Source organism: Flavitalea sp., from assembly GCF_035489435.1.
Lineage (GTDB): Bacteria > Bacteroidota > Bacteroidia > Chitinophagales > Chitinophagaceae > DATHKG01.
In genome coordinates, this window is sequence record NZ_DATHKG010000104.1 from 58,393 (window position 1) to 77,750 (window position 19,358).

General features: G+C 42.5%; 17 protein-coding genes. 8 read left to right on the plus strand and 9 right to left on the minus strand.

The annotated features are described in order from the left end of the window. The 6 genes from hemC (at position 1) to VK664_RS17335 (ending at position 6,571) form a co-directional block, all read left to right on the plus strand. A complete protein-coding gene (gene hemC / locus VK664_RS17310) occupies positions 1–930 on the plus strand; it encodes a hydroxymethylbilane synthase (protein WP_461399948.1) in 930 nt (309 codons plus the stop codon). A 59-nt stretch (positions 931–989) separates the two neighbouring features. After that, complete coding sequence (gene hemE / locus VK664_RS17315) at positions 990–2,024, plus strand: uroporphyrinogen decarboxylase (RefSeq protein WP_461399949.1); 1,035 nt, start codon at positions 990–992, stop codon at positions 2,022–2,024. Between the two features lie 42 nt (positions 2,025–2,066). After that, positions 2,067–2,999 carry an oxygen-dependent coproporphyrinogen oxidase gene (hemF, locus tag VK664_RS17320; protein ID WP_461399950.1) on the plus strand — a complete coding sequence of 311 codons (933 nt, stop codon included), beginning with the start codon at positions 2,067–2,069 and terminating at the stop codon, positions 2,997–2,999. An 11-nt stretch (positions 3,000–3,010) separates the two neighbouring features. Then, on the plus strand, positions 3,011–3,994 hold the full coding sequence (gene hemB / locus VK664_RS17325; protein ID WP_461399951.1) for a porphobilinogen synthase: 984 nt from the start codon (positions 3,011–3,013) through the stop codon (positions 3,992–3,994). A gap of 25 nt (positions 3,995–4,019) precedes the next feature. Beyond that, positions 4,020–5,309: a glutamate-1-semialdehyde 2,1-aminomutase gene (gene hemL / locus VK664_RS17330; protein ID WP_461399952.1), complete on the plus strand. Its 1,290-nt coding sequence runs from the start codon at positions 4,020–4,022 to the stop codon at positions 5,307–5,309. A gap of 191 nt (positions 5,310–5,500) precedes the next feature. After that, the gene (locus VK664_RS17335; RefSeq protein WP_461399953.1) at positions 5,501–6,571 is read left to right on the plus strand and encodes a helix-turn-helix domain-containing protein; all 1,071 of its coding nucleotides are present in this window, start codon (positions 5,501–5,503) and stop codon (positions 6,569–6,571) included. Between the two features lie 88 nt (positions 6,572–6,659). On the opposite strand, the gene VK664_RS17340 is transcribed toward VK664_RS17335, so the two are convergent. The 9 genes from VK664_RS17340 to VK664_RS17380 form a co-directional block, all read right to left on the minus strand. After that, positions 6,660–7,559: a glycerophosphodiester phosphodiesterase family protein gene (locus VK664_RS17340; protein ID WP_461399954.1), complete on the minus strand. Its 900-nt coding sequence runs from the start codon at positions 7,557–7,559 to the stop codon at positions 6,660–6,662. Positions 7,560–7,614: 55 nt separating this feature from the next. Continuing rightward, positions 7,615–8,376, minus strand: a complete 762-nt coding sequence (locus tag VK664_RS17345; RefSeq protein WP_461399955.1) for an SDR family NAD(P)-dependent oxidoreductase — start codon at positions 8,374–8,376, stop codon at positions 7,615–7,617. Positions 8,377–8,405: 29 nt separating this feature from the next. After that, positions 8,406–9,509, minus strand: coding sequence for a metallophosphoesterase (locus VK664_RS17350; protein ID WP_461399956.1), 1,104 nt, complete (start codon positions 9,507–9,509; stop codon positions 8,406–8,408). A 145-nt stretch (positions 9,510–9,654) separates the two neighbouring features. Further along, entirely contained in the window at positions 9,655–10,785 is a 1,131-nt protein-coding gene (locus VK664_RS17355) for a formylglycine-generating enzyme family protein (RefSeq protein ID WP_461399957.1), read from the minus strand. A 115-nt stretch (positions 10,786–10,900) separates the two neighbouring features. Then, positions 10,901–12,430: a sulfatase family protein gene (locus VK664_RS17360; protein WP_461399958.1), complete on the minus strand. Its 1,530-nt coding sequence runs from the start codon at positions 12,428–12,430 to the stop codon at positions 10,901–10,903. Then, the gene (locus tag VK664_RS17365; protein ID WP_461399959.1) at positions 12,408–13,859 is read right to left on the minus strand and encodes an arylsulfatase; all 1,452 of its coding nucleotides are present in this window, start codon (positions 13,857–13,859) and stop codon (positions 12,408–12,410) included. The genes VK664_RS17360 and VK664_RS17365 overlap by 23 nt, the downstream gene beginning before the upstream one ends. A 38-nt stretch (positions 13,860–13,897) precedes the next feature. Next, positions 13,898–15,475, minus strand: a complete 1,578-nt coding sequence (locus tag VK664_RS17370) for a sulfatase family protein (protein WP_461399960.1) — start codon at positions 15,473–15,475, stop codon at positions 13,898–13,900. Between the two features lie 121 nt (positions 15,476–15,596). Beyond that, complete coding sequence (locus tag VK664_RS17375; protein ID WP_461399961.1) at positions 15,597–16,901, minus strand: Gfo/Idh/MocA family protein; 1,305 nt, start codon at positions 16,899–16,901, stop codon at positions 15,597–15,599. Between the two features lie 184 nt (positions 16,902–17,085). Further along, the gene (locus tag VK664_RS17380; RefSeq protein WP_461399962.1) at positions 17,086–18,153 is read right to left on the minus strand and encodes a GDSL-type esterase/lipase family protein; all 1,068 of its coding nucleotides are present in this window, start codon (positions 18,151–18,153) and stop codon (positions 17,086–17,088) included. Between the two features lie 217 nt (positions 18,154–18,370). Here VK664_RS17380 and VK664_RS17385 point away from each other — a divergent pair, with 217 nt between their 5' ends. Together VK664_RS17385 and VK664_RS17390 are read left to right on the plus strand one after the other, a co-directional pair. Then, on the plus strand, positions 18,371–18,955 hold the full coding sequence (locus VK664_RS17385; protein WP_461399963.1) for a TetR/AcrR family transcriptional regulator: 585 nt from the start codon (positions 18,371–18,373) through the stop codon (positions 18,953–18,955). Positions 18,956–19,043: 88 nt separating this feature from the next. Then, on the plus strand, positions 19,044–19,358 hold a 315-nt coding region (locus VK664_RS17390; protein WP_461399964.1), incomplete at its 3' end, for a TolC family protein.

The window sequence follows — 19,358 nt, forward strand, 5'->3', positions numbered from 1 at the left end:
ATGAACAGATCCATCAGAATCGGCACCAGGCAAAGCGAATTAGCTACCTGGCAGGCTAATCAGGTTGCTGCCTTACTTGCGGAAAATGGTTATCAATCAGAACTGGTTTTCGTAAAAAGTGAAGGTGATATTGACTTGCAGACTCCATTGTACGAAATGGGTGTCCAGGGAATTTTTACAAGAACGCTTGATATCGCATTATTAAATAACAGGATTGATATCGCGGTCCATTCAATGAAGGATGTTCCGACTCAATTGCCAACAGGCATTCAGCAGGCAGCTGTACTTCAGAGGGCTTCATGGAAAGATCTGCTTGTAGTCAGGGATGATTCTTCGTTTATGGATGACCGTTATTCAACAGCGGTGATTGCGACAAGTAGTATCCGGCGCCGCGCGCAGTGGTTGAATTATTATCCTAACCATACCCTCGTTAACCTCAGGGGCAACATAAATACCCGGCTCGCCAAAGTGAAAGAAAGCGAATGGAACGGAGCGATATTCGCTGCAGCCGGGGTTGACAGGATAAATATCCGGCCTGAAAATTCAATTGAACTTGACTGGATGTTACCCGCACCCGCACAAGGCGCAATAATGGTTGTATGCCGGCCGGATGACGAGTATGTGAGTTCGGCCTGTGCATTATTTAATGATCCCGAAACAGCTATCTGCACAAAGATTGAAAGAGATTTTCTTCGGCAGCTGATGGGTGGTTGTTCAACTCCCATCGCCGGTCTCTGTGAAATAGTTGAAGGTGAGGCAAAGTTCAGAGGCAATATTTTATCTGTGGATGGTTTGAATAAGGTGAGCATCGAAAAATCAATGGCGGCTACAAAAGCTTCCGGTCTTGGTGTGGAAGCTGGTATAGAAATTCTCGCCAATGGCGGCAAGGAAATTATTACAAAACTGATGGCCTCAAATAACCTGGCCTGATGTACATCATAGATCTAATAGATCTATTTGATTTAGTATAAGACAAATAAGAAATGGAAATGATCAAAAATGATTTGGTTCTGAAAGTACTTCGTGGCGAACAGGTTGATAGAACACCGGTATGGATGATGCGGCAGGCAGGAAGATATCTTCCCGATTATATCAGGCTCAGGGATAAATATTCTTTTTTTGAAAGGTGCCAACGTCCGGAACTTGCTACAGAAATAACATTGCAGCCAATTGACCAGGTAGGCGTAGATGCAGCAATTATATTCTCCGACATTTTAGTTGTACCACAGGCAATGGGCCTCGAGGTGCAAATGGTAGAGGGCAAGGGCCCATATTTACCCCAGACAATAAAAACACAAAAGGATCTTGAAAAACTCGTAATTCCCGATGTGTATGAAAGACTGGCATATGTATTTGATGCACTTGCCATGACTAAAAAAGCGCTTGATGGACGAGTGCCTCTTATTGGTTTTGCAGGTTCACCCTGGACGCTTCTTTGTTATATGGTAGAAGGAAAAGGTTCAAAAACCTTCGACCATGCCAAAGCTTTTTGTTATACCCAACCCGACCTCGCCCATGCTTTGCTTGATATGATCACCCAAACCACCATTGCCTATCTTCATGGACAGGTGAAAGCCGGCGCTGATATCCTTCAATTGTTCGATAGCTGGGGCGGCTTACTTGGTCCTGCGGACTTTGAAAATTTTTCACTCAGGTATATGCGTAAGATTGTTGAGGCGTTCAAAGAGAAAGTTCCATTCATACTGTTTGCAAAAGGTGCCTGGCATTCACTAAAGGAAATGGCTGATACGGGGGCAAATGGTCTTGGAATAGATTGGTGTATTAAACCTGCAATTGCCCGGAGCTTTGCCGGAAATAACGTTGTTTTGCAAGGTAATTTTGATCCTGCAAAACTATTGTCGCCAATACCGGTGATAGAACAGGAAGTAAAAAACATGCTTGCCTCTTTTGGAAAAGGAAAACATATTGCCAATCTTGGTCATGGCATATTACCAAATGTGCCTGTGGATCACGCCAAAGCATTTGTTGATACCGTAAAGAATTACCAGTGGGCGGTATCGTGATTCAGAAATAATCTGCCGCTGATTTATATCTAAATGTCTTTTATGAATACCATCCAGATTGTTGACCATTCCTTAAGAGATGCCTGGGTTGAAAATATTCATGATCTGCAGGATCTGATTTGTTCACAGCTTGAACTGGCAGATGGAAAGGAAAGATTTATAGAAGATGCATGGTCACGCGCAGAAGGTGGTTCGGGAAAAACAAGGGTGATTGCGAATGGGAACATATTTGAAAAAGGCGGTGTTAACACTTCTGTAGTTTACGGTGATGTTACTCCTGCCATGCGCAGTCAATTAAAGATTGAAGGTGATAAATGGTTCGCCTGTGGCATCAGCATCGTTATACATCCTTTCAATCCTTTTGTTCCGACCATACACTGCAATTACCGGATGTTCGAGTTGTACAACAACGAAGGCATACTAACCGACAGATGGTTTGGTGGAGGAGCAGATCTGACTCCATATTATCTTATTGATGAAGATGCAATTCATTTCCATCAAACACATAAAAATACCTGCGACCGTTTTGATTCTACATTTTATCCAAAGTTCAAAAAAGAGTGTGATAACTATTTTGTGAACTGGCACCGTGACGGCGAACGACGGGGTATTGGGGGCATCTTCTACGATTATCAGCGTGGTGGGGAGATGGATGTAAACTTATGGGTAGATTTCGGAAAAGCCTGCGCCGAGAACTTTTTAACTGCCTACATTCCGATTGTTCAGAAAAGAAAAAACACTCCTTTTACCCAGGAAAATAAAAAATGGCAGGAAATCAGGAGGGGAAGATATGTTGAATTTAATCTAGTTCATGATCGTGGAACTTTGTTCGGCCTTAAAACCAATGGCAGAATTGAAAGCATTTTAATGAGCCTGCCTCCTACCGTGAGATTTGAATATAATTATCATCCACAACCCGGTAGCCCTGAAGACAAACTCGTCCAGGTTTGTTTGCAACCAAGGGACTGGATCTAAATACATTAATAATGCAATTGATAAGAAGAAACAGGATACTGCGCCAATCACCTGCAATCAGGTCAATGGTGGCAGAAACCATTTTACGTCCTTCAGATTTTATAGCTCCATTGTTTATTGATGAAGGTAACTCGACCAGGGTTGAAATCAATTCAATGCCCGGGTATTACAGGATGTCACTTGACCTGATCATACTGGAAGTAAAGGAACTGTTTGACCTTGGTATCCGGAGCGTGTTGCTTTTCATAAAATGTGAAGACGCTTTGAAAGATAACACCGGGCAGGAAGCATGGAACGAAAACGGACTGATGCAGCGCAGTATAAAAGCGATCAAAGACGCTGTCCCGGAAATGATAGTAATGACCGACGTGGCACTTGACCCATACTCCTCCTATGGCCATGATGGTATAGTTGAGAACGGCGAAATTGTAAATGATGCCACCGTTGAGGCACTGGTAAAAATGAGTTTGAGCCATGCCGAAGCAGGGGCTGATTTTATGGCGCCGAGCGATATGATGGATGGCCGTATTATGGCAATACGCCAGGGATTGGAAGAAAGTGGTTTCACCAAAACAGGAATCATGGCATATAGTGCGAAATACGCTTCCTGTTTTTATGGGCCTTTCCGTGATGCCCTTGATAGTGCCCCGGGCTTTGGTGACAAAAAAACCTACCAGATGGATACTGCCAATCGCCGCGAAGCTATAAAGGAAACATTAATGGATGTGGAAGAGGGTGCTGATATTGTGATGATAAAACCAGCACTTGCTTATCTCGATATCATCCGTGAAATTAAGGACGCAGTAGAAGTTCCGGTGAGTGCTTACCAGGTGAGTGGTGAATATGCAATGATAAAAGCCGCTTCACAACTGGGATGGTTAAACGAAGAAAAGGCAATTCTCGAAACCCTTACATCCATTAAACGTGCGGGAGCAGATCTGATTGCTACTTATTTTGCCCGTGACGCAGTTAAACTTTTATCGCGATCTTTTTGATTTCGGTTTGCCTTTAAACTATATTATGAATACTACGAAGAGTAACACATTATTTGAACGCGCAAAACAGTCGATCCCCGGTGGAGTTAACTCTCCTGTGCGTGCATTTAAAAGTGTTGGTGGTAACCCGATATTTATTGAAAGAGCTAAAGGTGCCTATTTGTTTGATGCAGATGGCAACCAATATATAGATTACATCGCGAGCTGGGGTCCAATGATACTGGGTCATGCCTATGAACCCGTTGTTAAAGCAATAGCAGAAAAAGCAACTTTGTCTACCTCTTTTGGTGCACCCACCTCACTCGAAGTGGAAATGGCCGAGCTGATCAAATCTATGGCACCAAATGTTGACCTTATCAGGATGGTGAATAGTGGGACCGAAGCGTGCATGAGTGCCATTCGCCTGGCCAGGGGTTATACGGGTCGCAATAAATTCATCAAATTTGAAGGTTGTTATCATGGACATGCTGATCCTTTCCTGGTAAAAGCAGGCAGTGGTCTCGCAACATTTAATATACAGACTGTTCCCGGTGTAACAGCAGGTGTTTCAAATGACACGCTCACCTGTGCCTATAATGATATAGAAGCTGTCGAGAAACTCATAGCTGAAAATCCCGGAGCGGTCGCGGCTATCATCATAGAACCCGTAGCCGGAAACATGGGTTGTATACTTCCTGAAAATGGCTTTTTGCAATCACTACGAAGCATCTGCGACCGGGAAAGTATCGTTTTTATCTTTGACGAAGTGATGACAGGTTTTCGATTATCTGCCGGCGGTGCCCAGCAAAGCCTGCATGTTGATGCTGACCTGGTTACCTATGGTAAAGTGATTGGTGGCGGTTTGCCGGTCGGTGCCTTTGGTGGAAAAAAAGAAATCATGCAAAAGATTTCCCCTTTAGGAAATGTATACCAGGCAGGAACACTCAGTGGTAATCCTCTAGCCATGATAGCCGGGTTTACAATGCTGAACGAACTAAATGCAAAACCCGAAATATATCAGCAACTGGCAGACAAAACTGCTTACCTCCATCATGGACTTGACAAAGTTTTCTCGGCTGCGGGCAAGCCTTTTGTGATTAACAGTCTCGGTTCCATGATAAGCGTTCACTTTAGTGATGTGCCGGTATCAAATTTCGCAACTGCTGCTGCCGCCAATAATGAAAAATTCAAAAGATATTTTCATTACATGCTGACAAATGGCATTTATTTACCGCCATCGCCTTTTGAAAGTTGGTTTCTTAACAATGCACTGACTACAGCTGACCTGGACAAAACGATAGATATCACAAAACGTTTTGTGAACGCTGACCGGTAGGTGGTCCGGCAATATAATTTCATGGGTCTGGACTCAGGGATTCCCGCCTATATGGAAACTCTTAAAATCTGTTTTTGAAAAAATGGACAATCACGCTAAAAAATGCCGGATTATCCTCATCTTTAAGGATAGTTGGCATTAATATGGCTGCCTGATCCGGACCTAATGCGCAGCCGTAAACAAGCGTATATATGAATAATAAAGAAACTACTACGGCGGGGAATTACATAGTCACTTCAGAAAAGCGACAAAAAGAAACTTCAAACTTCTTTCATGATTTTACAGCGATTTCAAATCAGAAATCTGGTCAGAAAAAAGGTGATTTTTTTGTTGGTTCGAACCGTGGGGAGTACACTGTGTTTAGCGCGCCCGGCATTCATATCTGGGATGGAAATATTGAAATCACATCAACCCACAAGCTCTTTTTGCAAACGGTTAAACCAGTTTTTCAGTTAATCTTTTGTGCAGAAGGTACTATCGGATATCAATCTGGTTTCGTAAAAAACACCCTGGAAAAATCGCATCATAATTTACTATACACCCCACCTGGAGAAATCAGGTTTGAGTGGCATATTGCCAAACGAACCCACCTGGTGATAGTGACATTGAGCGAAGAATATTTCATTAGACTGGTTCCTATAAATGATGGAGAATTATCAGAGATGCGCCAACTGATAAATACCAACAGCGCAGGCTGGCTCGCTAAACTCAACATGAATATTAACCAGCAATGTCTTTTCATTCTTCAGCACCTCTCAGGTAAACAGAGCGAATCAGCGCATAAGAGATTGTTCATTGAAGCCAAGGTGCTTGAACTCCTCGCATACCAGTTGGAACAATTTCATGAAATGAAAACTAAAGGAGAAGCTTACACATTAAAATCTACTGAAGTTGAAAAAATGTATCTCGTAAGGGCAATTATCCTGGAGAATCTTTCAACACATCATTCGCTGGTGCAACTTGCACACATGGTCGGTACGAACGAGTGTTATCTGAAAGATCATTTCAAAAAAGTTTTCGGAACAACTGTTTATGCTTTCACGCAAAGAGCAAAAATGGAGAAGGCAAGAGAACTTATCCTGGCTGGCGGAAAGAAAATTTCAGATGTTGCAAAAACGACCGGATACAAGTATACTTCTCATTTTACAAGCAGTTTTAAGAAACATTTCGGAGTGCTTCCTAACAAGATCAAACTGATCGTGATTCTTTTTCACCAGGAACTGGAATGTATCTCGATGGTTATGTATGAAATGGCGATATAAACCGCAATCAGAAACTTCCTTTAAAATTTTTGGAGCAAATTTATTAAGTCATTTTAGTGTCTATCAAGTCATTTTAATGTTTGTGAAGTCATTTTAGTCCGGAAACCAGGTCCGGATAATCTGTAATTATTCCGTTTACACCCATCGAAACCAACGAATCAATTTCATTTTTGGTATTTACCGTCCAGGGAACGAGTCTCATGTTATGTTTCTTGCAGTCTGCGACGGTTTGTGCAGTCACCAACTTATAATGTGGACTATAAATCTCAGGGGTATATCCAAGTTCCTGTAGATGAGCATCCACCGACATGGTCTTTGAATCTACCAGGTAAGCCGTAACCACTGAAGGATATGATTTATGCGATTCCTGGATCTGCCTTCTATCAAATGATTGCAGGTAAAACCTGTCGCCGATATTTTTTGACTTTACTACTTCCATTACCGATCTTACAATCGTAGCTGCATCCGGCTGATAGATGCCATCAAATTTTGGGTTGGCTTTAATTTCAATATTATAAATCACCGGTTTTTTGCCTGATACGGTATAAGCTTCGATTGAATCAATGAGTTCTCCCAGCAAAGGCATGTAGGCGGCTTGTTTCACCTGCCGGGGAAATGCCGGATTCCCTTTTATGCCAACATCGATTTTGCGGATTTCTGCATAGTTCATCTGGTGCCAGGTATAAGATTTTGCACTATCCGCATTTATTTCATTTATCCCTGGTATTGTTGAAATCGATCGATTCACATATGGATCATGCGCTATCAGAACCTGGCCGTCTTTTGTGATGTAGACATCTACCTCTATTACATTTGCCCCAAGGTCTATTCCTTTCTTCATTGCTTCGATAGTGTTTTCAGGAACATAACCCCTTGCCCCGCGATGCCCTTCTTTCAAAAATACCGGGTAATTACTTAATTGATTTGACATGCGGCTGGTAGTACAAGCTGTGAAAATAATTAATGCATACGTGATATATAATTTCATATGAACGGTTAAAAAATTTGGAAAAACATGGAGGAAAAAATTGACTTCAACGTAATCAATACGGGGATGGGCTAACAGAAGTCCACCCACCATCTACAACAAGACTTTGCCCGGTTATATGCCTGGCTGAGCGGGAAACAAGAAAAAGTGCAGCCGCGGCGATATCATTCACATCCGCTGGTCTGCCCATAGGTGTGATGCGCGACCAGGTTGATTCATAGTCTTTATCTTCAATGGTTCTTTCTGTTTTAGTTGCTCCCGGGGCAATCGCATTTATAGAAATCTTATATGGCGATAGTTCAACCACAAGCGTTTTTGCCAGCATTTCAAGAGCTGCTTTGGTCATACCATAAGCGGCCAGGTCTTTGTGGGCCTGGTGACCTGTAACCGATGACATCAACAGGATACTCCCACCTGTTCCCTGGCTTCTCATTTCTATTGCTGAAGCCTGGGTAAGAAAGAAACTGCCGGCCAGGTTGAGGTTCATTACCCTTTGCAAAGCATCCGGCTTATAATTAAAAAAATCACCGAATAAAGTAATACCTGCATTTGCGATAGTTATATCCAATCGCCCATAATTCCTGATTGCAAACTGTACCAGTTCTTTCAAAAATGAAATATCGGAAGCATCGCCTGGCATCGGCAAACAATTTCGGCCTTCATCTTTTATTTTGCCTGCAGCCGCTTTCGCAAGTTCTGCATCGTAATCATTCAATACTACCAATGCACCACGTATTGCGAGCTGACGGCAGATCTCAAAGCCAATTCCTTGCCCGGCTCCGGTGACTATTGCAACCTGTCCATTAAAATCGTTCATGTTAAATATTTCCAGGATAAGAATGATGACTAGTCAAATGCAAATGTGAATTCATTCCAGCTATCATGTTGCCATGCGAATTGTTGTGTAGTAGGCGAGATCGCGAAAAAAGGAGAAAAGGTTTTCACCTTCACTGTTTTATCATCTGGCAAAAATTCCAGAATTCTTAACCAGCCATCACCACCGTTGCCGTACCATCCCCCGCCCATCGCCTGTGCATTAAATGCCAGTTGATTTACTGTTTTTCCACCCGCATTTTTATCGGTGCGAAAACCAACATGTGCCCTGAAATCATCAGGCGCGCAAATATGTCCTGATAAAACCAACTGGATATTTGTAGATGGTGCTACCAATTTTTTCCAGATTGCTTCTCCAAAATTTCCAACAACATTATAATTTTCTTTTTCCGGTCTCTCATTTTTTGAATTGAGATATGAATGCGTCAAAACTACAACCGTATAATCTTTGTAAACAGGTTTTGAGATAAGTTTCTTCGCCCAACCCAGGATGGTATCGCGTGGTGCAAATTCCAAAGACAAAATGAGGAAGCGACGTCCTTTCGGTGAGATGATCTCATATGCAGCATTTTCAAGTGTCGGCACACCTTCAGCATTAGGTGCAACATCGCGTAATACCTGGAGATTTTTAAAATTTTTATTTACCGGGAAATACGAATTGAGATTTGACTTTCTAATTGCGCCTGCATTCACATAACCATAATCATGATTTCCGGCCGAAACCACGTAAGGGATCTTGCCATCAAGTCTTGAAAAAGCATTTGAAACTGATTTCCATTGCGCAGGGCTATTCTGGTTACCGTTCGTGCCATCTGGTACCATCAGGTCATTTTGTTCAACCAGGTCCCCGGTGCTAACTGCTACTTTGATATTGAGAGAATCGATATTTTCCTCTACCCACGCAGTCATCATTTCAAATATCGGTTGATTACGACTGAACTTTACATAGCCCTGCGGATCAGGTAACATGATCATGGACCAGGAGTCCCGGCTCGCTAAAACCGGCTTTTGATAAGGCTTCTGCTCCGGCTTCTGTGCATTCACCACAATAGCCACGGTGAATAAAAACACCAGAATAATATTCCTCCTCCAGGTAAACCCAATATATTTTCGCATACTATTCAATTCTATTCTATTCAATTCTATTCAATACATAATTGAATTCTAATTACTACAATGACGAACAATCTAACTCACACACTCACCATTCACCATTCACCACTCACCATTCACCACTCACCACTAAAACTCATAACTGTTTTCACCTATTAGCGACGCAACGGAATCCCGTGTGTTCGAGCCCGGTATCAGGTGAGGTTTTCATCCTGGCAGAAACGCGATAACTCGCGCAATACGAATCATGACAGAGAAATGAACCACCACGCACTACTCTTTTTGGCACACCAGGTTCCTGCGAATCATTACTGGAAGCAGGACCTTTGGGGTCAACAGCAGCCTTTCCGGCAAATGAAGAATAATAAGTTTCATCGTACCAGTCTGAACACCATTCCCAGACATTGCCGGCGATATCATAAAGGCCATAACTGTTAGGCATAAACGATTTTACAGGTGCGGAACCGGTAAATCCATCCTGTGCTTTATTATCATCCGGAAATCGTCCCTGCCAGATATTTGTTTTTTGTTTTCCCTGGTTAACAGGTTCATCACCCCAGGTGTACACTTTTCCCTGCATTCCCGAACGGGCTGCATATTCCCATTCAGCTTCTGTGGGTAAACGTTTGCCAGCCCAATTCGCATATGCATTTGCGTCATCCCAGGATATCTGGACAACCGGGTAATTTTCTTTGCCTTTTATATCGCTGGCCGGCCCCTGGGGATGTTTCCAGTTTGCGCCGGTTGTCCACCGCCACCATTGCGAAGCATCATGCAAGGGAATGGGTGAAGTTGAAGCGGCAAATACGAGAGATGAAGGGACCAGGAGACTGTCCGCTGGTTTAGGTGTGCCTGGTGGAACTTGTTTTTTTATCTCCTCCCAGTCAGGTTTTTTTTCAGCTGTAGTGATATACCCGGTTGCTTTTGTAAAAGCAGCAAACTGCGCATTCGTTACCTCGGTAACATCCATCCAGAAGCCGTTTACCTGCACCGGGTGCTGCGGGTATTCGTCCTGCCGGCCTTGTTTGTCAGATGTCCCCATAGTAAATTGTCCACCTCCGATCCAGACCATCCCTTCTTTTGAAGCAGAATCGGCGCCGTTAAAAGTCGTCGCAGCCGGTGTTGCTGCAAACCTTGATGGCAGGGGTGTTGCACAAAGAGCGGCACTATCTTTATTTGCAATATTACTTGTTGCTTCGGGATTGTCGGACGAGTCGGACCCGCAGCTCATTAACATGATTCCAATACTGACAATTCCTGCAACACCTTTTTTCATCATAACAAATTTAATCCTCAAACCATTTCAATGTCTAATATAAATCATAAACATTTGCCGGCAATTTATGGATTTAGATGGGTGGAAACGGTTGTTGGCAATAGTTGATAATAATTAATTAATAGTATCCTTCATAGATATGGTCATTCCTTTTGTTATAAATTTTCTTCAGAGGAATCTGGAGTCCGCCCGTTTCTTCAAGCCAGTCCCACAACTGTTTTTTCATTGTTCGGGCCATTTGCTGAACCTCAGGCTTGCGGATAAGATTATTCATTTCATAGGGGTCTGCCTGTAAATCATATAGTTCGTTGGCATCCCAAACGCCCTGGTTAAAAATGTATTTGTACCTGTCTGTCCGGATAGAAAAAATTGTAGGAGTTTGAGGAAACGAATATTCCCAGTAATACTCGTAAAAAATCTTATCCCGCCATTCAGCAGGAGTTTGCCCCTTCAACAGCCCAAGAAATGATTTGCCTTGCATGTTTGCAGGTTTAGCGATGCCCGCAAGTTCAAGTATCGTTGGAGCTATATCAAGGTTCAGGATCATTTGATTAACAACCAACCCTTTTTTAATCAGGGAAGGACTCCAGGCAAGCAAAGGCACCCTCATAGATTCTTCATATGCATGACGTTTATCAATCAGGCCATGTTCACCAAACGAAAATCCATTATCACCCATGTAAATCACCAGGGTATTTTCAGCAAGTCCATTTGCTTCCAGCCATTGGGTGACCTTACCGATACTTTCATCTACTGCCAGTAACGTCTCACAGTAACGGCGGTAAAAATTGTCAAACTCAAATTCACCATGATACATATAGTCGACACCATGCCAGCTGTAACGTTGTTTTTGTACCCATGACGGCATATCGGCTTTGTTAACCGTTGTTGCCGGCTCGGTGATAGTGCCATATTTTTTACTGCTGTCGCTTGCGGTTATATACATGGAAGGAGGCGAAACAATCGCACGGTCAGCATATTTATTTTTATGGCGGGCAGCGGGTTCAAACATCGCATGAACACCCTTGTGAGAGAGATAAGTGAAAAAAGGCTGATCTTTTTTTAATGATTTCATCCAGTTTAGTGCATAGTCAGTCAGTTTGTCGGTAGTATATACGGTTGAATCCTGCTTTTCCTGTTTTCCATTCACATTAAATGTGCAACCATAATAAATCCCCTGTCCTTTGAAACTTACCCATTGATCAAATCCCGGTTGAGGCTGGTCATCGGTATTCCCCATATGCCATTTGCCGAAAAAACCGGTTTTGTACCCTTTTTTCTGCAGGTAAGATGGAAAGAATTTAAGTTCTTTTGGCATCGGAGCGTTGTTGTCTACCACTGTATGAGTATGTGCATATTGGCCGGTTAAAATAGAAGCACGGCTTGGGGAACAAAGAGCGGTGGTTACGAAAGCATTCTTAAGATGGGCTCCTTCTCTGGCCATGCGATCCATGTTTGGAGTTTCAAGCCACGGAACTTTCTTCATAAAACCCATGAAGTCATACCTGTGATCATCGGCAAGAATAAACACAACGTTCATTGGCCTCTTATTGATTTTTTGTTTGCTTTCTGCCTGGCCGGATAACTTAACCGATGCCAGGAACAACACTAAAAAACCAATGGAATTAAGGATGGCTGGTTTCATCATTCTTTTTTTTTGTAAGCGGGAAATCATCGTTTTCAACATGTTGCTGTTCTATAACGATGCGCATACTTTTGATAATCTCGGGAAACTTTTTTGCAAGATTTGTTTTTTCACCCGGGTCTTTTTTCAGATCGTACAATTCAATCGGGGAATTCGGATCCTTCAGTACATCCTGGCGCACTCCTTTCCACTGATCCATTCGAAGAGCCTGAAGGCCACCTGCTTCATGAAATTCCCAATAAAGAAATTCATGAGCTGGTTGTTTTCTTCCCAAAAGTTCAGGTAACAGGGATACGCCATCAGTATATTCATTCAACTTATAGTTCGCTATTTCTGCAAAAGTTGGCATAAGATCCCAGAAAGCGCCAATGTGCTGAGATTTGGAACCCTTTCTGATTTTTGGAATCCAGCTAACAATCAGTGGCGTCCTGATACCACCTTCATAGAGATCTCTTTTATATCCACGTAAGCCCATGTTACTATTAAAATAATCAGGATCATTTCCGCCTTCACGATGCGGGCCATTGTCACTGGTAAAAATAATGATGGTATTCTGATCAAGTCCTTTATTCTTTAATTCCTTTACGACTTCACCAACATATCTGTCAAGTGTGGTCACCATAGTTGCATAAGCAGCACGTGGATAGGGCTGCGGTGCATAACCTTCTCCCGTCCAGGGTGTTTTAACGGCAACAGGCTGTTCGTTGAATTCCGCTTTGTATTGAGCAAACAATGCTTCATCTTCTGCCTGTAAAGCTGCATGTGGCAATGTGTAGGAAAGGTATAGGAAAAACGGTTTTGCCGCATTTTGTGAAATAAATCCGAGCGCTTCACGCTGAATTGTATCCGGAGCATAGACCTGGAAACTGCTAACTGTGTTACCTGCAAGCTTTACCTGCCGATTCTGTTCCCATAAATGATCAGGATAATAATTATGAGATTGTCTCTGACAGTTATAACCGAAAAACCGATCAAAACCCTGATTGAGCGGATCGCCCGTTGAGCCGACAGGACCTAAACCCCATTTACCAAAATCACCGGTTACATATCCTGATTTTTTTAACAACTCTGCGATCGTAAATGCATTAGAAGGTAAAGGAAACTGTCCTTCGGGTTTCAATTCCCGGTTGCCCCTGACAGCGGTATGCCCGGTATGTAAACCGGTAAGAAGGGAAGCACGTGAGGGTGCACAAACTGAAGTGCCGGCATAAAACTGGGTAAACTTCATGCCATTTGCGGCAAGTGCATCTATGTTCGGTGTCTTAATTTTTGTCTGCCCATAACAACCGAGATCGCCAATCCCCAGATCGTCAGCAACAATCAGAACGATATTTGGAAGTGGCTCAACTTGTTTGCTTTGGCTATAAATGGAGTTGGAAAGAATAACCAACTGAACACTTGCCAAAAATCGTGCAATCAAAACAAATCTCATATACAACAATTCAAGAGATAACAGTATCAACCACGAATCTAACGATTCATTTTCTGGTCGCGAATATTCTGTAGTAAAGTTGATAATTCTTTCACGAGTGCTGGTTTACTGGTTGACAGGTTATTTTTTTCACCGATATCATTGCCAAGGTCATATAATTGTGGGGCAGGGTTATTTCCGGTTTCTATATTCACCTCTTTGCTCAGGGCCGGGCCTGGAGAAGGTTCAATATATTTCCAGTTTCCGCGTATCAGTGACAAGCTATTGGCATGTTCAACCAGGAAAGGACGTTCCATTGGTTTCTCACCAGTTAAAGTTCCGGACATTTCAAAACTATCTGGCGCCTCATCTTTTTTAAGCGATTGCCCGGTAAGTTTTCCCAAGGAAGCAAGCAGATCTACATGGCTGAATAAAACATCGGATATTCCACCTGGTTTTATTTTGGCAGGCCAGCTAACGATAAAAGGTACACGTGTACCAGCATCAAATGAACTGTATTTTCCACCACGAAGCGGACCTGCCGGTTTGTGGCCATTCAATTTTTCCACTGCATCGTCACGATAACCATCATCTACTACTGGTCCATTATCACTGGTGAAAATAAATATTGTATTTTCTGTCAGTTTTAATCTGTCAAGGGTATTAAGGATTGTTCCGATTGCATCATCAAGTTGAAGAATAACATCACCACGGGGCCCCATATTGGATTTACCGGCAAATCGCGGATGAGGTACCCGCGGCACATGAATATCATGCGTGGTTACGAGTAAGAAAAACGGTTTGCTTTTATTTTCGTTGATGAATTTTATTGATTTTGATATGATCACATCTGAAATGTCTTCGTCAGTCCATAAAGCGCTTTTTCCCCCTGTCATGTAACCGATACGACTGATGCCATTTACGATCGTCTGATCATGCCCATGAGAAGGCTTCATTTTTAAAAGTTCGGGGTTTTCTTTCCCTGTTGGCCAGTTGCCAATTTTGACTTTATAACTGACGGTTATCGGGTCAGAAGTATCCAGGTTTAGCACACGATGGTTTTCAACATATATACAAGGCACGCGGTCGACTGTTGCCGGTAAAATGAAGGAATAGTTGAAACCAATTTCAAGGGGTCCTGGTCTTATTTCGCTATTCCAGTCTGGCCCTCCTTTTGGGCCCAGACCCAGATGCCATTTCCCAACCACCGCCGTTGTGTAACCGGATTTCTGAAGAAGCGAAGGCATTGTTACTTTATCTACTGGTATAATCAATGCGGCATCCCCTGGCGCAATCCCTGTTCCTTTTTTTCTCCAGGCATAGGTCCCGGTAAGTAGTGAAAACCTGGATGGTGTACATGTGGCTGAGGTGGCATGTGCATTTGTAAACCTTGTACCCGATTTCGCTATCCGGTCAATGTTTGGAGTGTTTATATTTTTTGCACCATAACAGCTTAAATCACCATACCCAAGATCGTCTGTATATACAAGCACTATGTTGGGTTTTCGTTGAGCAATAGCAGGCAGAGCAGCGGTCATTGCCACCCCGGCAAGCATCATCACTAAGCAATGTTTCTTTAAAGCATATGGAATTTTTCGTCTGATCATATTTTTCTGATCGGAGAATACTTTCATCATTGATTCAACATATTAGTGCCTTGGGGCAAGTCGTTAATTTTTATTTTCCAGCAACCAGATTTTCACTTCTGCACTCACCTAACTCATCACTCACTCATCACTCATAACTCATAACTCATTTTTACATCTTTATTGCCCATTCCTCTTTTAACTTCCGGCCAAGCATTTCGTTGGCTTCTTTATCGTTGTTAAAAGTCTCCTTTTTAGGGTTCCATTTTAATGAACGTTTTGCTTCAAACGCAATGTTGCCAAGATTACAAACAGTAGCCGAACGATGCCCTGTTTCAATGTCGCAGATAGGTTTTTTTCTGGACTTTATGGAATTTGTAAAATCGCGGTAATGATTTTCGCTTTTATACACTCTTTTTTCATTCTCCCCTATCACCCTGGTGGCAAGTTCTGGTTTTGATGTCTCAAGTTTGGTACGTTGTACATCAAGCTGACCTTCGGTTCCAATAAATCTTATTGCATGATTTTTTCCGAAGTTCTCCTGTGTCATCGTAATTCCACTAGCATATTTGTAAGTCAGGAATTTAATATCATTTCCGTTTGGAGGAATAATTTCAGTTGGTCCGCTTTCATCCATATCAAGTGACCATTGAACTATGTCAAACATATGCGCGCCCCAGTCTGTTAGATCACCACCACCGAGTCCTTTATAATAGCGCCATCTCGCCCAGATGTCGGCACCAGGTGCCGGGGCAATCTGGTTATTATAGTGAACATATTCATTTGGGCCAAGCCAAAGGTCCCAGTTAAGTCCCTGGGGTAGTTCTTCTTTTGGCAGATCATATGGCAACGGGCCGCCGCCTATACTAACTTTTATGGTTTTGATTTCCCCCAGGTATCCGTTGCGAATCAACTCTGCAGTTTGCCGAAACTCCGGGGCAGAGCGTTGCATACTTCCGGTTTGAAAAATCCGGTCATGTTTCCTTGCAGCCTTTACCATCGCTCTTCCTTCTTTTACGGTCAGCGATAAAGGTTTCTCACAATATATGTCCTTTCCTGCCTCTGCAGCACGAATGACATGTACAGCATGCCAGTGGTCCGGTGTTGCAATTACTACCGCGTTTATATCTTTCAACGCAAGTAATTCACGGAAATCCTCATATGGCTTACAACCATCATAGGAAGCCTGGCCTGTTTTATCAGCATAAAATTTATTTGCTTTAGTGCTGAAGTTTTTAAGTTTAGAAGCATAAACATCGGATGCTGCAATTACCTGCGCTTCATCCAGCTTCAAAAAATTATTTAACAGGCCTGATCCCTGGCGACCGGTACCTATAAATCCGAGTGTGATTTTGTCGCTTGGCGCTGTATAACCTTTTCCCCCCAGCACAAAACGGGGAACAATCATGACAGAGGATAAAATTGCAGCCTGGTTAAGAAATTTTCTTCGGCTAATCGTTGTTACCTTTTTTTTCATTCAAAAAACCATTTAATAGAGTTATGAATTATGAGTTATGAGTGAGTTGTGAATTACTTAGTTATGACTTCAAAGAAAGCTAATACAAGTTATGGAATGAACTGAAATATTGATATGTAATTCTTATTAATCACCCACTCATAACCTTTTTCATAATTCATCACTCATAATTCATCTCTCTCTTTCACCAGGCCATTAATTTTTTTAAATAAGCCGTAACCTGTGAAGAAATCTCAAGATGTTCTTCCATGGAAGGTAGTTTATTGCAACCTTTATTATAAGTGCCGGATAAGATTAACTGCTGAACCCGTTGATCCCCGCTTTTTTTTGCAGTTGCTACTACCGCTGGAATAATATTCCTGAGCCTCGCAGATTTTGCATCTCCGGGAGCAGATCCCGGTATGCTAACACAAACTATCTGGGCTATGGGGTATTTAGAACGAAGCAGTTTAAGGAATGTGAGATAAGTATTAATATATGATGAAGAGTCATTGATCGGATCGTTGTTACCAAGCATTACAGTAACTACATCCGGTTGATAGCTTTTGAAATCCCATTCAACAGCATTTTTGTGCAAATTGATTTTATTGAATACCTGCGAAATATTTGCCCCGGGTTCCCCCGCAGTTTTTGTGATACCCAATCCAGATACCGCGGTAAGATAATACTGCGCATTCAGATCACGGGCGGCGATAGCTCCATAGGAACTATATGCATTACTCTGATCATACCATTCAGCACTGTCACAGGGCATATACCTGGTATCGCTACCGGCACCTGTGGTGATCTCGTCCCCAATGAATTCGATCTTTCTTGACGGAACCGGTGGTGGAGGCAACAGGCTGTTGCACTTAAATCCAATCATTTCAAGAAACCCAACCGAGGCTTCGGTGTTTTTCGTAATCGTTACCGTATGGTCCCCGCCGGGCAAATCCTTCGCAATCTGGATCCTGTTTGCCCTTGCCCTAAGCTGGATCCTGACCGGATCGATATTATCCACCTTTACCTCAATATAGTTATGGGACCCCTCGGTTACCTGGTCATTAATAAATATTTCGCAGTCCGACCCTGAAAACCGTGTTATAATATAAGCACCGGGCGCCCAGAACCTCGGCTTTTTGGGATCAGTTTTATCAAAACGGCCGTAATACTGAATATAATGATGATCTGCCTCTATAATTTTGATAATATCCTGGGCAGTGGTTTGAAACAGGCAGAAAAACAGGAGAAAACACAATAGAACCTTAGACATATATAGAAGTATTAAATAGGATCAAAAATATATCCGCCTGCTGCAGACGGATCAATAATAACTCATTTTGCGGATTACAATACCCTGATTCCGGGAATTTGTGAACAAAATTGAATTAAAGTTTGTAGGGTAAAAAAAACCGGAAAAGGCGTATTAATAAAAATTAATTAAGGTTCGGGGGATCGGTAATCAAAAATGAACTTACCTTGCGAACCGAATGAACGTTCAATCGGAAGAAGTATCGTCAAAAAAAGCGGCGATTTTGAGGAGTACGCTGGAGTTAATTGGAGAAAATGGGTTTCATGGTGTGCCGATGAGCAAGATATCCGGGAATGCCGGGGTCGCTGCGGGAACCATTTATCACTATTTTGAAAGCAAGGATGCAATTATTCGTGAACTTGGCGCCCAAATCAAAAACCAGATGGCTGAAGCCATGTTCAGCAGTGATTATGCAGATAAGAATTACAGGGAACAGTTTTTTATAGGATGGATAAATGTTTGCCGGTATTTTATTCAGAATAAAAATGCATTAACCTTTATAGAACAATACAATAGTTCTCCCTATTCCAAATCGGAATCCGAACCGGTCAGCCCTTTTAAAGAACGTTTTAATGCATTCTTTCAGTCGGGAATGGACCAGGGATTTGTGAAAAAGTTGGAATATAGCCTGATTGCTGCAATAGTATTTGGGTGTATCATGACCACTGCCAAATTTCATACCCAGGGAAAACATGAGTACACCGATTCCGATTTATGTAAGATTGCCAATGTTATATGGGACGGTATCAAGGTACCGGATTAGGGGATTTGCTTTCATTTGGTTAACGCTCACCTTTGAATGCAGCTTTGACCAGTCAGCACCGATTTATCAATAATGTTATAGTATCAATATGCGAATAAGACCAGTTGTTTTTTTTGTAATCGCTTTAATTACGGGTAGCACGGCTTCCTTTGCTCAAACTGTTCAGCCAATGGGCGACAGCCTTACGCTTGAGCAATGTATACAATATGCGCTGAAAAATCAGCCTTTTGTACAACAGGCTGCCATCGATCAGGAAATCGCGGAACGCGACATCAAGATCGGATTATCCGGTTGGTATCCGCAAATCAGTGCAACAGGTAATTACAATCATTACCTCAAATTGCCCGTTTTTGTGTTGCCTAACTTTACTGATCCAACGCAGCCGCCAAACATAGTCCAGAAC